The organism is Pseudomonas putida W15Oct28, assembly GCF_000708715.2.
Classification (GTDB): Bacteria; Pseudomonadota; Gammaproteobacteria; order Pseudomonadales; family Pseudomonadaceae; genus Aquipseudomonas; species Aquipseudomonas putida_R.
This window is the reverse complement of the sequence record NZ_JENB01000006.1, coordinates 94217-107726: the sequence shown is the minus strand read 5'-3', so window position 1 is coordinate 107726 and position 13510 is coordinate 94217. Positions and strand designations below refer to the sequence as shown.

The 13510-nt window shown below is 64.3% G+C and carries 11 protein-coding genes; 9 read left to right on the top strand and 2 right to left on the bottom strand.

Annotation, left to right across the window (positions count from 1 at the left end; genetic code table 11):
- Window positions 1-41: 41 nt before the first annotated feature.
- From AK81_RS05685 to AK81_RS05670, 4 genes are all read left to right on the top strand, one after another.
- The gene (locus tag AK81_RS05685) at window positions 42-869 is read left to right on the top strand and encodes an SDR family NAD(P)-dependent oxidoreductase (protein WP_043197386.1); all 828 of its coding nucleotides are present in this window, start codon (window positions 42-44) and stop codon (window positions 867-869) included.
- Window positions 866-2584 (top strand): FAD-dependent oxidoreductase, encoded by a 1719-nt coding sequence (locus tag AK81_RS05680; RefSeq protein WP_043197384.1) that lies wholly within the window; start codon window positions 866-868, stop codon window positions 2582-2584. Before AK81_RS05685 ends, AK81_RS05680 begins: the two co-directional genes overlap by 4 nt.
- Window positions 2584-2913: an NIPSNAP family protein gene (locus AK81_RS05675; RefSeq protein WP_043197383.1), complete on the top strand. Its 330-nt coding sequence runs from the start codon at window positions 2584-2586 to the stop codon at window positions 2911-2913. Before AK81_RS05680 ends, AK81_RS05675 begins: the two co-directional genes overlap by 1 nt.
- A gap of 194 nt (window positions 2914-3107) precedes the next feature.
- Window positions 3108-4457 carry an MFS transporter gene (locus AK81_RS05670; protein ID WP_043197382.1) on the top strand — a complete coding sequence of 450 codons (1350 nt, stop codon included), beginning with the start codon at window positions 3108-3110 and terminating at the stop codon, window positions 4455-4457.
- A 28-nt stretch (window positions 4458-4485) separates the two neighbouring features.
- Here AK81_RS05670 and AK81_RS05665 read toward each other — a convergent pair whose 3' ends face one another.
- Entirely contained in the window at window positions 4486-5397 is a 912-nt protein-coding gene (locus tag AK81_RS05665; RefSeq protein ID WP_043197381.1) for a LysR family transcriptional regulator, read from the bottom strand.
- Window positions 5398-5679: 282 nt separating this feature from the next.
- Window positions 5680-6336 (bottom strand): HAD family hydrolase, encoded by a 657-nt coding sequence (locus tag AK81_RS05660; protein WP_043197380.1) that lies wholly within the window; start codon window positions 6334-6336, stop codon window positions 5680-5682.
- A 441-nt stretch (window positions 6337-6777) separates the two neighbouring features.
- Here AK81_RS05660 and AK81_RS05655 point away from each other — a divergent pair, with 441 nt between their 5' ends.
- The 5 genes from AK81_RS05655 (at window position 6778) to AK81_RS05635 (ending at window position 13495) form a co-directional block, all read left to right on the top strand.
- Window positions 6778-7521 carry a zeta toxin family protein gene (locus AK81_RS05655; protein ID WP_043197506.1) on the top strand — a complete coding sequence of 248 codons (744 nt, stop codon included), beginning with the start codon at window positions 6778-6780 and terminating at the stop codon, window positions 7519-7521.
- 234 nt (window positions 7522-7755) lie between these two features.
- Window positions 7756-8373 carry a transcriptional repressor LexA gene (gene lexA / locus AK81_RS05650; RefSeq protein WP_043197379.1) on the top strand — a complete coding sequence of 206 codons (618 nt, stop codon included), beginning with the start codon at window positions 7756-7758 and terminating at the stop codon, window positions 8371-8373.
- A complete protein-coding gene (gene imuA, locus AK81_RS05645; protein WP_043197378.1) occupies window positions 8373-8993 on the top strand; it encodes a translesion DNA synthesis-associated protein ImuA in 621 nt (206 codons plus the stop codon). The genes lexA and imuA overlap by 1 nt, the downstream gene beginning before the upstream one ends.
- Before the next feature lie 6 nt (window positions 8994-8999).
- Window positions 9000-10418: a Y-family DNA polymerase gene (locus AK81_RS05640; RefSeq protein WP_043197377.1), complete on the top strand. Its 1419-nt coding sequence runs from the start codon at window positions 9000-9002 to the stop codon at window positions 10416-10418.
- Window positions 10415-13495 carry an error-prone DNA polymerase gene (locus tag AK81_RS05635; RefSeq protein WP_043197376.1) on the top strand — a complete coding sequence of 1027 codons (3081 nt, stop codon included), beginning with the start codon at window positions 10415-10417 and terminating at the stop codon, window positions 13493-13495. Before AK81_RS05640 ends, AK81_RS05635 begins: the two co-directional genes overlap by 4 nt.
- The last annotated feature ends 15 nt before the right edge of the window (window positions 13496-13510 follow it).

Sequence of the window (13510 nt, the reverse complement as noted above, 5' to 3'; positions counted from 1 at the left end):
CTAGGCTGTGGCCCAGATGAAGCGACACTCTGGAGAGCAGCATGCACAACAACAAGATCCCCTCTCAATGGCTGGGCCTGGACTCGGCCGTATGCGTGGTCACCGGCGCCGCCGGTGGTATTGGCGCGGCGTTGGCCGGCGCCCTGGTCGAGCAGCACGCCCATGTGGTGCTGCTCGACCGTGACCTGGACAAATGCCGTGAACTGGCTGCCACCCTGGGTGAACACAGTGTCGGTGAGGTCAGCGCCCTGGGCTGCGACATCGCCGACCCGGCCAGCGTGGAGCAGGCTGCTGCCCAGGTTCAGGCGCTGCATGGGCGCTGCGATGTACTGGTCAACAATGCCAGCGTGCTGCGCCCCGGTGCGCTGGAAGTGCTGACCCTGGAGCAATGGAACCAGGTGCTGGCGGTCAACCTCACGGGTTACCTGCTGTGTGCCCAGGCCTTCGGCCGTTCGATGCTGGCCCGGGGCGAGGGCCGTATCGTGCACGTGGCCTCGATCGCCGCCCACTACCCGCAACCCAACAGCGGTGCCTACAGTGCGGCCAAGGCCGGGGTCAGCATGCTGTCGCGGCAGATTGCCGTGGAATGGGGGCCGCGAGGTGTGCGCAGCAACGCAGTGTGCCCAGGGTTGATCCGCACACCGTTGTCCGCAGCGTTTTATGCCGACCCGCAAATCGAACGCCAGCGCAGCGCCATGACCGCCAACCAGCGCATCGGTGAACCACAGGATATCGCCGAAGCCGTGCTGTTTCTGGCCAGCCGGCGCGCCGACTACATCAACGGCGCAGAGCTGACCGTGGATGGCGGGCTCGAAAGCATGCCCATGGCGCTGATCCCACGCCCAGGCTTTGAGGGGGCACGCTCATGACCACACGTAACTGCGATGTGCTGGTGGTCGGCGCGGGCGCCGGTGGCCTGGCGACGGCGATTACAGCGAAGAAGCATGGCCTTGACGTGATCGTCATCGAAAAAGACGACTGTTTTGGCGGTACCACGGCGTTTTCCGGCGGTGTGCTGTGGGTGCCTGGCAACAGGCACGGGGCCAACGACAGCCCGGAGGCGGCCATGACTTACCTGCGCAACGAAACCGGTGCCTGTTTTGATGCGGCGGGGGTCGAGGCGTTCTTGCGCTACGGACCGCAAATGGTGGAGTTTTTCGAGCGGGAAACCGCCGTCAAGTTCGTGCCTACGCTGTACCCCGACTATCACCCGCAAGTTGAGGGTGGCGTCGATGTCGGCCGCTCGATACTGGCCGCACCTTACGACATCCGTGGCCTCGGGCCGGACATGGCACGCCTGCGCCCACCGCTGAAAACCATCACCTTCATCGGCATGATGTTCAACTCGTCGAATGCCGACCTCAAGCACTTCTTCAATGTTACCCGCTCGTTGACGTCGTTCGTGTATGTGGCCAGGCGCCTGCTGACCCACCTGAAGGAGCTGGCCCTGTATCGCCGCGGCACCCAGGTCACTAGCGGCAATGCCTTGGCGGCGCGCCTGGTGCGCTCGGCGTTGGACCTGGGCATCCCGATCCTCACCGGCACCCCGGCGCGGCAGCTGCTGCGCGACGGTGTTCGGGTGGTGGGGGCATTGGCCGGGCAAGGCGACAGCGAACTGCGCATTCAGGCCCGTCGCGGGGTGGTGCTGGCCTGTGGTGGGTTCTCCCATGACCTGCAACGGTTGCGCCAGGCCTACCCGCATGTGCGTCGAGGTGGTGAGCATTTTTCACCGGTGCCAGCGGGTAATACCGGCGATGGTGCGCGCATGGCCGAGGCGCTGGGGGCCAAGGTCGATATCCGCCTGCAAGCGCCAGCAGCCTGGATGCCCGTGTCGAAGGTGCCGGTGGGTGCCGGGCGTTACATCGCCTTTCCGCATCTGCTCGACCGCTACAAGCCGGGTGTGATCGGGGTGCTGCGTTCGGGCCAGCGTTTCACCAACGAGTCCAACGCCTACCACGACGTGGGTGCCGCGTTGATCGAGGCTTGCGCCGGGCAGGCGGAAACCGCCATGTGGCTGGTGTGCGACCGCCGCACCCTGGCCAAGTACGGCCTGGGTTTCGCCAAGCCTGCACCGATGCCGACGGGCCCCTTGTTGCGTAACGGCTACCTGCTCAAGGGCAAGACCCTGGCCGAGCTGGCAGGCAAGGCCGGGATCGATGCGCAAGGGCTGGAACGGACCGTGCGCGACTACAACCTTGGCGCAGTGCACGGCGAGGACCGCCAGTTCGGCCGCGGCAGTACCAGCTTCAACCGCTACCTGGCCGACCCACAGCAACAGCCCAACCCCTGCGTGGCGCCGGTGGGCGAGGGGCCGTACTTTGCCGTGAAGGTGGTCATGGGCGACCTGGGCACCTTCGACGGGCTGCGCACCAGCGTGGTCGGTGAAGTGCTGGCCGCCGGCGGGCAGGCCATCGAAGGGCTGTATGCGGTGGGTAACGACCGCGCCAGCATCATGGGCGGCAACTACCCTGGTGCCGGCATTACCCTGGGGCCGATCATGACCTTTGGCTACATCACCGGGCGCCACCTGGGCGGTGTCGAGCAGGGGCTGGCGGCGGCGGGCAATGCGCGGGAGGTGGCGTGATGGACAAGGCTGTGGTCGATCACCGCATCTACACCATCCGCCCGCGCTGCATGGCGGCCTTTCTCGAAGCCTTCGACCAGTTGGCGATGCCGATCCTGCTGCGCCACCTCGGCGCACCGCTGGCGTTCTACACCAGCAGCATCGGGCCGCTGAACCAGGTGGTGCACCTGTGGGGTTATGACAGCCTCGATGACTTTGAAAAGCGTAGTGCGGCGCGGGATGCCGACCCGGACTTTGCCGCGTATCTGCACGCCACCCGTGACCTGGTGGTGGCACAGGAAACACGGATCATCCGGCCGGTGCGCTTACCCAGCCTGGTAATCAGGTGACAGTCCTTACAGCGTACTTGTGGGAGCAACTGTCTTGATCAAAATCTAAAAGTTTGCGCGATCACTGTGGGAGCGGGCTTGCCCGCGAACACGGGCGAAGCCCGTGCCATCCAACGCGTGGCCTGCTTCGCGGGCAAGCCCGCTCCCACAGAGACCCCGAAACACCGTCATAAAAACAACAACAGGTGATACCCATGAACAACACGCTCGACGTGCGCCAACTGATCGACCAGCAACCCATCGGCCGCTACCAGAAATGGGTGGTGTTCCTCGGCTTCCTGATCATTGCCCTGGACGGCCTGGACGTGGCCATCATCGGCTTCATTGCCCCGCAACTGAAAAGCGACTGGGGCCTGGATGCGCAAAGCCTGGGCCCGGTATTGAGCGCCGCGCTGATTGGCCTGGCCCTTGGCGCCCTGATTGCCGGCCCACTGGCTGACCGCTACGGGCGCAAGGCGGTATTGCTGTGCAGCGTGCTGCTGTTCGGCACCTGGACCCTGGCCTCGGCCTTTTCCCCAAACCTGGAAACCCTGGTCGCGCTGCGCTTTCTTACCGGCCTGGGCCTGGGTGCTGCCATGCCCAATGCCAGCACGCTGGTCAGCGAATACGCCCCTGCGCGCAGCCGCTCGCTGCTGATCACCCTGGCGTTCTGCGGGTTCTCCCTGGGGGCAGCGATGGGTGGTTTCGTCAGCGCCTGGATGATTCCCAACCTGGGTTGGCGCAGTGTGCTGGTGCTGGGCGGGGTGTTGCCACTGCTGGTCCTGCCACTGCTGTATTGGCGGCTGCCGGAATCGGTCACTTTTTTGGTCAGCAAAGGCGCAGACCGCCAGCGCATTCTGGCCATTGTCCGCCGCCTGGCCCCTGAGCATGTCAACGGCGACAGTACCTTCGTCATGCCCGCCAAACCCCAAGGCACTGGCGGCGCGATTGGCACTATCCTCTCGCCGCGCTACCGCTTCGGTACTTGCATGCTCTGGGCTGGCTATGTGCTGGCGCTGTTTCTGGTGTACCTGTTCAGCGGCTGGTTGCCGACGCTGGTGAAGGAGGGCGGTGGTTTTTCGGTGTCCGAAGCCGCCATTGTCACGGCCTGTTTTCAGATTGGCGGCCCGGCAGGGGCGATTTCAACAGGCTGGGCCATGGACCGCTGTAACCCGCAGCGCGTACTGATGCTGACGTTTCTGTTCAGCGGCGCGGTTATCTTCACGATTGGCCAGGTGGCGGGGGATTTCGCCTGGCTGTGCGCCATTGCCTGCGCCGTGGGCTTTGGGCTGAATGGCGCGAGCGTTGGCATGAATGCACTGGCGGCGGCCTTTTACCCCACTGAAGCCCGGGCGACCGGGGCCAGCTGGATGAGCGGCATCGGGCGCATTGGCGCCGTGCTCAGCGCCTTTGCCGGGGCCCAGATGCTGGCGCTGGGCTGGAGCTTTGCCCAAGTGTTCGCATCATTGCTGATTCCTGCCGGCCTGGCGGCGTTGGCGGTTTTGCTGCAAGGGTGGCACGCGAGCAGGGCTTCGCTTGTCGCCAATGCGTGGAGGGCCCCCTGAACCTGCGCTGGCCAGTAGTGGCGCAGGTTCAGTTATCCCGGCTGTACATCCGGCACTCTGCAAGGAGTGCCAGCAAGTTGGGCTCCCGCTCCCGCGCTTTCAGAAACACCACGCCAATGTGCTGCTGCAAGCGGTATTGCGGCTTCAAGGCAATCAGCCTGACGCGGTTTTCGTACACCGCCGCGATGCGCCCGGGCAGCAGGGCAAAGCCCACACCCGAACTGACCATGCTCAGCAGGGTGAAGATGTCGTTCACCTGCATGGCTACCTTGGGCTCGAAGCCGGCCTGCTGGAACACCCGCGCGCCATCGCGGTGGGTGGCGAAGCCTTGGGTCAGGGTGATGAAGGTGGAGTCGGCGAGGTCGGCCAGGTCCACCTCGGCCTGTTCGGCGAAGGGCGAGTCGGTGGGGACAGCAAGGAAGATGTCGTCGGAGAACAGCGCCAGCTGCTCGCAGGCCGGGTCGCTGACGCTTTCGTCGAGTGACACCAGGATAGCTTCCAGCTCGTGGTTTTTCAGGCGCTGCAGCAAGTCGACGTTGGAACCCAGGGTGAGGTCGATGTTCAGCTCGCTGCGGCGCAGTTTCAGGCCCATGACCAGTTTGGGCACGGTTTTTACCGTCAGCGAATAGAGCGCACCCAGGCGGAAGCGCTCGGCGTAGAACCCCGCGGCCTCACGGGTGTGGCGCACCATCTGCTCGGCGTCCTGAATCAGCTGCCGGGCTTTCTTTTCCAGCACGTAGGCGCTTTCCAGCGGGATCAGCTGGCGGCCTTCGTGCTTGAACAACGGGCAGCGCAGGGCGCTTTCCAGCGAGTGGATGGCGCGGTGCACGCTGACGGCGCTGGTGGACAACTCGGCAGCCGCGCGGCCGAGGTTGCCGGTGCGCATGAAGGCGAGAAAGGTTTCCAGCTTTTTGAGCGTCAGTTCTTCGTCGATGAGCATGGGGGCCTGGGTGAGTATGGCTATAGAGTTATGGGGTGTTTGAGATCGAGCGCCGCCCGCGCGGCGCTTCGCAGCACAAGGCTGCTCCTACATTTGTTTCGGGCCAGTAACACCTGGGCCAACGCGCGCGACCGCCTGGTTTGCCCGACACGATATCGAGGTGAACACCAAGGGGCCGCGCACCTCTGCCTCAGGAATAATTGGCCCGAAACAGATGTAGGAGCAGCCTTGTGCTGCGAAGCGCCGCGCGGGCGGCGCTCGATCTGAAACACACCCCACACCTCAAGCCATACGCTCGATAAATGCCCACAATGCCGGGTCATTGAAGTCATTCACAACCAGCTTGGCACCCGCTTCCAACAACCGCTCCGGCGTCTGCGTCGTAGCCACGCCCACGGTAAAGATCCCCGCGCCACTGGCTGCCGCCACCCCCGGCAATGAATCCTCGAAGGCCAGCGCCTGCCCGGCCTCGGCGCCCAGCCGCTGCAGGCCGGTGAGGTAAGGCAGCGGGTCTGGCTTGGGCCGCGCCAGCTCCTCGGCCACCAGCACATGCTCGAACCACTGGCCAAGGCCCATGGCGTTCAGCATGTGTTCGGCGTTCAGCCGCGGTGCGTTGGTTACCACGCACATGCCCATGTCATGGGCCTGGGCATGGTCCAGCAGGCGCAACAGGCCTGGCATCGGCGCAAGAGATGGCGACATGTCGCGGAACAGCGCTTCCTTGCGGTCGGCCAGCGCCTGGCACTGCTCGACGCTCGCGCCGCTGAACAGCTCGGCGAACAGCTCGCCATTGGCGCGGCCGCTGACCTGGGCATCGAACTGCGCCTGGCTCAGTTCGCGGCCGTCATGTTCACGCAGCAGTTGGCGAAAGGCCTGCAGGTGCAGGGTGTCGGTGTCGGTGAGGGTTCCGTCGAGGTCGAACAGCAGGGCGGTCAGCATGGGATATCCAGAGCAAAGTCACAAACGCGAGGATGATATCGAAAATCCCGGGAGCTGGACTCAATTGATTCGTTGGCTATCAGGTCACCTCGCACGCCTGAGGAGCGCGATCAACTGGTCTGATGCTTCTGTAAAATGCCTAACGTGGCTAGAATGGTACCAACCACGTCCATCCCTCTGAGGAGAAAGGTATGCGGAAAAAAAATAGTCTCACTGAAAAAGAGATTCGGTACCTTGAAGGCGAGATACCAGCAGTTGCTGAAGGTGCGACCCGCAGTGCCTATGTCCGTGCGCTTGCAGCCGGACACACGGTGATAAGGGTGCAGGGCAATTGCCTGGTCGAATCCAAGGCCGATGGTTCGGCGACGGTAGTCGGCGAGGCCAAGCCGCGTCGAAAGGTGAACGTTGGCCGACCTATCCAGGTTCAGCGAGTCAGCGCCAGTGCCGGTGCCTAGACTACGCATGTTTGCGGGGCCAAATGGGTCGGGTAAAAGCACCATAAAAGAGCAGGTCCCGGCTGGCCTGATAAATACCTATGTAAACGCGGACGAAATCGAGAAAGCAGCGAAAGCAGAAGGGTTTGTCGACCTCGCCTCGTTCAATGTCCAGGCAACTACTGACGAGTTCAGTGCTTTCTTCGCTGCACACGGTCTTATTCAGAAAGAGCAGCTGCAAGAGCAGGCTGGCTTGTTTGACATCGACGGGTTTCATCTCGATGTTCGTCGCATCGACTTCAATTCATACCACGCTTCGGTGATCGCTGATTTCATCAGGCATAAACTCCTGGACAATCGCGTCAGCTTTACGTTCGAGACGGTGATGTCGTCGTACGATAAGGTCGCATTCATGCTTCAGGCTCAGGAAAAGGGCTATCGCACGTACCTTTATTTCGTGGCTACCGACACGCCGAAAATCAATATTAACCGAGTGGCTAACCGTGCTGATGACGGTGGTCACAACGTTCCGGTCGACAAGATAGTTCAGCGTTACCATCGGTCACTCAAGCTGTTGCCTGAGGCAGTCGCTGCCTCCAACCGAGCCTATATATTCGACAACTCGGGGGAAAGCTCTATCTGGCTGGCTGAGATCACTGACGGTACATCCCTCGTGTACAAGACTGAAGACCAACCTGATTGGTTTATGGAAGCCTACGTCGACAAGGTCACCGACAGCCCTTCGGCTTAGCTTGAAAGGATTGTCGAAAAGCCGCCAGTATGCGGCTTTTTTACGTTACAGACCGGGTTAGCGAGGGTGGGGGCGCGATAGCTGCACAGTGATTTTTGGGCGCCCAGGTCAAGGCGCCGGAACCCGCTGAGCGCCATCTCAAAGCCATGAGTGTGCAAATACATCCAGCCAACGTGGTCAGGACGAGATCTGACGACGAAGGGGGCTGTTCAGCGTGCTCCGAAAAGAGTACAAATGTGCTCCATGGACAATCTTACCCCCAAACGCCGCGCCATTTTCGAATTCATCCGCGAGCGCATTGCCGACCAAGGGCAGCCACCGAGCCTGGCCGATATCGCCACGCGCTTCGGTTTTGCTTCGCGCAGCGTTGCGCGCAAGCACATCACTGCCCTGTGCCAGGCCGGTTACATTGATGTCACGCCGAACCAGGCGCGGGGCATTCGCCTGGCCGAACCGCTGCGTCGGCCGGAAATCCTTGAAGTGCCGGTGCTGGGCCAGGTGGCGGCGGGTGCACCCATCGGCCCGGACCTCGATATCCACGAACAGTTGCTGCTCGACCCCAGCATGTTCCGTCGTACCCCTGACTACCTGCTTAAAGTGCGTGGCGATTCGATGGTCGACGACGGCATCTTCGACGGTGACCTGGTCGGCATCCTTCAACAGGCCGACGCCCGTGATGGCCAGATCGTGGTTGCGCGCCTGGACGGCGAAGTGACCATCAAGCGCCTGCAACGCCAGGGCAGCGGTTACCGGCTGTTGCCACGCAACCCGGCCTATGCACCCATCGATGTGCAGCCTGAACAGGAATTTTTCATCGAAGGCGTGTTCTGCGGCCTGCTGAGGCGTGACTGATGGGCGCGGTGGTCGACCTCGACAGGCTGCTCGACCAGCGCCGTGTCTGGCGCGGCCGGCAGGCCCAGGCACGGCCACTCGGCTTGCAGCCGACCGGCCATGCTGCCCTTGACGAGCGCCTGCCTGAGGGCGGCTGGCCGGCGGCGGCTCTCAGCGAATTGCTACTGGCCAGCCCCGGTTGCGGCGAACTGCAACTGCTGTGGCCCACACTGGCGCGGCTGAGTGCTGAAGGCAGCCGGGTAGTACTGGTGGCGCCGCCGTTCATTCCTTACGCACCGGCCTGGCAGGCAGCGGGGGTAGACCTGCGCTGGCTGGTGCAGGTGGATGCCGCCCCTGCCGATGCCCTGTGGGCCGCCGAGCAGTGCCTGCGCTCGGGCAGTTGCGCGGCTGTGCTGTGCTGGCCTGAACGTGCCGATGACCGGGCCCTGCGGCGTTTGCAGGTGGCCGCAGAAACCGGCCAGGCGCTGGCATTCGCCTGCCGGCCGCACCAGGCAGCACACAACCCGTCGCCAGCAGCGCTGCGGGTTGCCGTCGACACCCGTCCGGCGCAGTGGCGTGTGCTGAAAAGCCGGGGCGGCATGCCACCGGCGCTGCCCATCGCCTGCCCGGGGCGGGGCTGATGCACCATGCTCTGGGCCTGCATCCTGCTCCCGCAGCTGGCGCTGGACACGGTCCTGCGTGAGCGTGACGACCCCGACACACCGTTGGTGCTGCTTGGCGGGCCTACCCAGCGCCGGGTATTGCAAGCGGTCAGCCCGGCAGCGGCCGCACTCGGGTTGCGTGCAGGGCAGACCCTGACGGCGGCACGTGCCCTGGCGGAGGGTTTCACCTGCGTTGAAGCCGACCCCAGGCGTATCGAACAGGTGCAGCAATTGCTGGCGGCCTGGGCCTATCGCTTCAGTGCCCAGGTCAGCCTGCATTACCCGCGGGCGTTGCTACTGGAAGTAGGCTCCAGCCTGCAACTGTTCGGCCCCTGGCCCTTGTTCGAGGCACGTCTGCGCCAGGAGCTGGCAGATCTGGGCCTGCGCCAACGCATCGTTCTGGCCAGCAACCCGGTGGCGGCGCGCATGCTTGCCAATGGTCATGACGGTTTGGCCGTGGGCGATGCCGACGCCACCCGTGCGGCCCTGCTAGGCCTGCCCATCACGCGTGTCGGCTTGCCGGCAGACGCCGCCGAAGCCTTTGCCCGCATGGGCCTGCGCCAACTGGGCCAGGTACTGTCCTTGCCGCGCGATACATTGGCCAAGCGTTTTGCGGCCCAGGTGCAGTTGCACCTCGACCAGCTGCTTGGCCTGCGCAATCTGGGCCTGGACTTCTACCAGCCACCGGACCGTTTCGAAACCCGGCTGGAACTGAACTTCGACGTCGAGTCGCACCAGGCGCTGCTGTTCCCGCTGCGGCGCATGCTCAACGACCTTGCCGCATTCCTCGCCGGGCGCGACTGTGGCGTGCAGCGCTTTTGCCTACACCTGGAACATGCCGAAGGGCCGGACACCCTGCTCAAGGTAGGCCTGCTGGCTGCCGAACGCGATGCCGCCATGCTGTTCGAACTGGCCCGTGGGCGCCTGGAGCCGCTGCGCATTCCTGCCCCCGTGCGCAACCTGCGGCTGGTTGCCGAGGACCTGCCACCCTTCGTGCCGCAGCACCAGGCGTTGTTCGACCCCCGTGCGCAGCAGGCACAACCCTGGGAACAATTGCGCGAACGGCTGCGCGCTCGTCTGGGGGATGAGGCCGTTAAGGGGCTGAGCGCTGCAGCCGATCACCGCCCCGAATGCGCCTGGCAGCTGACCGAGCAAGGCGTCCAAGGCAGCATGCCGGTTGCCCCAGGCAGTCGCCCGGGCTGGCTGCTGTCGGCCCCAATGGCGCTGGACGACGCCAGCTACCAGGTACAGGGCCAGGCCGAACGCATCGAGTCGGGCTGGTGGGATGGCGGCGACGTGCGCCGCGACTATTACCGCATCGAAACTCGTGACGGCCTGCGCGGCTGGGCCTACCGCGACCTGGGCCAGGCCGGCCCGCTGTGGCTGCAGGGCTGGTTCGCATGAGCACGCCGGGGTATGCCGAGCTGCATTGCCTGTCCAACTTCAGCTTCCAGCGCGGGGCGTCGAGCGCCGACGAGCTGTTTCGGCGCGCGCGTGAGCAGGGCTACCAGGCCCTGGCGATCACTGACGAATGCACCCTGGCCGGAATCGTTCGGGCCTGGCAGGCTGCCAAGGCGCATCAGTTGCGGCTGATCGTGGGCAGTGAGGTGCATCTGCAGGACGGCCCCAAGCTGGTGCTGCTGGTAGAGAACCTGGCCGGTTACCAGAGTTTGTGCGCGCTGATCACGCGGGCCCGGCGGCGGGCGCAAAAGGGTGAGTACCAGCTGTTTCGCGACGACCTGCAGCAGCACCATCAAGGGCTGCTGGCGCTATGGGTGGCCGACGACTGCGCCGACATGGCCACGGGTGAGTGGTTACGCAGTGTGTTCGGCGAACGCCTGTGGCTGGCCGTGCACCTGCACCGAGGCAGTGACGATGCCCTGCGCCTGCAACGCTTGCGAGGCCTTGCGGCTGAAGTGGGTATCCGCGCCGTGGCCTGTGGCGATGTGCACATGCATGTGCGCGGTCGCCGTGCGTTGCAGGACTGCATGACCGCCATCCGCCAGCATTGCCAGGTGGCCGAGGCCGGGCGCTTTCTGTTTGCCAATGGTGAGCGGCACCTGCGCAGCCAGGCACAATTGGGCGAACTCTATCCTGCCGACCTGCTGGCCGAGACCTTGGCCATTGCCGAGCGCTGCCAATTTGACCTGAGCGAGTTGAAATACCAGTACCCGCGCGAACTCGTGCCCCAGGGCCATACCCCGGCAAGCTGGTTGCGTGAACTGTGCGAGCAAGGCTTGCCACTACGCTGGCCAGGCGGTCCGAGTGACAAGGTGCGTGACGTACTGGCCAGGGAGTTGGCGCTGATCGAGGAACTTGGTTACGAAAGCTACTTCCTGACCGTGCACGACATCGTTGCCTTCGCCCGCAGCCAACGCATCTTGTGCCAGGGCCGCGGTTCGGCGGCCAACTCGGTGGTGTGTTTCGTGCTGGGCATTACCGAGCTCGACCCCATGCAGCATCGCCTGCTGTTCGAGCGCTTCCTGTCGCGTGAACGCAACGAGCCGCCTGATATCGACGTGGACTTCGAGCACAACCGGCGCGAAGAGGTGATCCAGTATGTGTTTCGCCGCTATGGCCGACACCGTGCGGCGCTGACGGCGGTGGTCAACACCTACCACGCCGCAGGTGCGGTGCGCGATGTGGCGCGGGTATTGGGTTTGCCGGTGGACCAGGTAGATGCGCTGGCCAAATGCTGTGGTCGCTGGAGCGACCGCATTCCCGATGACCAGCGCCTGGCCGAGGCCGGCTTTGAGGCCGGCAGCCCTTCACTGCGGCGGGTACTGGTGCTGGCTGGCGAGCTGATCGGCTTCCCTCGGCACCTGTCGCAGCACCCGGGCGGCTTTGTCATCTCCCAGCAGCCACTCGACCAGTTGGTGCCGGTGGAGAATGCCGCGATGGCGGAGCGCACGGTGATCCAGTGGGACAAGGACGACCTGGACATGCTCGGCCTGCTCAAGGTCGACGTGCTGGCATTGGGTATGCTCAGTGCCTTGCGCCGCTGCTTTGACCTGCTGCAGCACCATCGCGGCCAGCAACTGACCCTGGCCACCATCCCCGGCGAAGACCCGGCCACCTACGCGATGATCAGCCGCGCCGAGACCATGGGGGTGTTCCAGATCGAGTCGCGTGCGCAGATGGCCATGCTGCCCCGGCTGCGGCCCAACACGTTCTATGACCTGGTCATCGAAGTGGCGATTGTCCGCCCTGGGCCGATCCAGGGCGACATGGTGCACCCGTACCTGCGCCGGCGCCTGAAGCAGGAACCGGTAACCTACCCATCGCCGCAGCTCAAGGAAGTGTTCGAGCGCACCTTGGGCGTACCGCTGTTCCAGGAGCAGGTGATGGAGCTGGCCATGGTAGCCGCTGATTACACGCCGGGCGAGGCCGACCAGCTACGCCGCAGCATGGCGGCCTGGAAGCGCCACGGTGGCCTGGAGCCGCACCGTGAGCGGCTGGTGCAAGGCATGCTGCGCAATGGTTACGACCTGGCGTTTGCCGAGCGCATCTTCGAGCAGATCAAGGGTTTTGGCAGCTATGGCTTCCCGGAATCGCACGCAGCCAGCTTTGCCTTGCTGTGTTATGCCAGCAGCTGGCTGAAGTGCCATGAACCGGCAATCTTTACCTGCGCGTTGGTCAACAGCTGGCCCATGGGCTTCTATAGCCCTGACCAGTTGTTGCAAGAGGCTCGGCGCCAAGGTATCGAAGTACGGCCGGTCGATGTCTGCCACAGCGAGTGGGACTGCACCCTCGAGCCTGATGCCGAAGGCACATTGGCTATTCGCATGGGCTTGCGCCTGGTGCGCGGTTTGGCCGAGGCCGATGCCAGGCGCCTGGAGCAGGCAAGGGCGCAACGGCCATGGCGCGATGTCGAAGACCTTTGCCTGCGTGCAGGGCTCGACTCAAGGGCCCGAGCCCGCCTGGCCGATGGCGGGGCCCTGCGTGCCTTGGCCAGTGACCGGCATCAGGCACGCTGGCAGGTGGCGGCGGTGCAGCCGCAGCTGCCCCTGTTCGCCGAGGTGCAAGCGGTGCCTGAAACGCCAGTGGATTTGCCTGCGCCAACCGTAGGTGAAGACCTGATGGCCGATTACCAGGCCCTGGGCACCACGCTGGGGCCGCATCCGCTGGCCTTGTTGCGCTCACGCCTGAGGGCGCTGGGGTGTCGCAGTTCGAGTGAGCTGCAAGGCGTCGAGCATGGCGACAACATTTCCGTGGCGGGGCTGGTAGTAGGCCGCCAACGGCCACAGACCGCCAGCGGAGTGACCTTTGTCACCCTGGAAGATGAGCACGGGATGGTCAACGTGGTGGTATGGCGGGACATTGCCGAACGGCAGCGTCGGGCGCTGGTGGGGTCGAAGTTGCTCAAGGTCAGTGGGCGGCTGGAGCAGGAGAATGGCGTGCGGCACTTGATTGCCCGGCGGCTGGAAGATGTGAGCCCGTTGCTGCAAGGGCTGGATGTGCGCAGCCGGGATTTTCACTAACCCCCGGCGCCGCAA

Excerpts from the sequence above, each read along its gene's own strand:
- AK81_RS05685 (WP_043197386.1), top strand. The coding sequence starts at position 42 with ATGCACAACAACAAGATCCCCTCTCAATGGCTGGGCCTGGACTCGGCC.
- AK81_RS05680 (WP_043197384.1), top strand. The coding sequence starts at position 866 with ATGACCACACGTAACTGCGATGTGCTGGTGGTCGGCGCGGGCGCCGGT.
- AK81_RS05675 (WP_043197383.1), top strand. The coding sequence starts at position 2,584 with ATGGACAAGGCTGTGGTCGATCACCGCATCTACACCATCCGCCCGCGC.
- AK81_RS05670 (WP_043197382.1), top strand. The coding sequence starts at position 3,108 with ATGAACAACACGCTCGACGTGCGCCAACTGATCGACCAGCAACCCATC.
- AK81_RS05665 (WP_043197381.1), bottom strand. The coding sequence starts at position 5,397 with ATGCTCATCGACGAAGAACTGACGCTCAAAAAGCTGGAAACCTTTCTC.
- AK81_RS05660 (WP_043197380.1), bottom strand. The coding sequence starts at position 6,336 with ATGCTGACCGCCCTGCTGTTCGACCTCGACGGAACCCTCACCGACACC.
- lexA (WP_043197379.1), top strand. The coding sequence starts at position 7,756 with ATGTGCTCCATGGACAATCTTACCCCCAAACGCCGCGCCATTTTCGAA.
- imuA (WP_043197378.1), top strand. The coding sequence starts at position 8,373 with ATGGGCGCGGTGGTCGACCTCGACAGGCTGCTCGACCAGCGCCGTGTC.
- AK81_RS05640 (WP_043197377.1), top strand. The coding sequence starts at position 9,000 with ATGCTCTGGGCCTGCATCCTGCTCCCGCAGCTGGCGCTGGACACGGTC.
- AK81_RS05635 (WP_043197376.1), top strand. The coding sequence starts at position 10,415 with ATGAGCACGCCGGGGTATGCCGAGCTGCATTGCCTGTCCAACTTCAGC.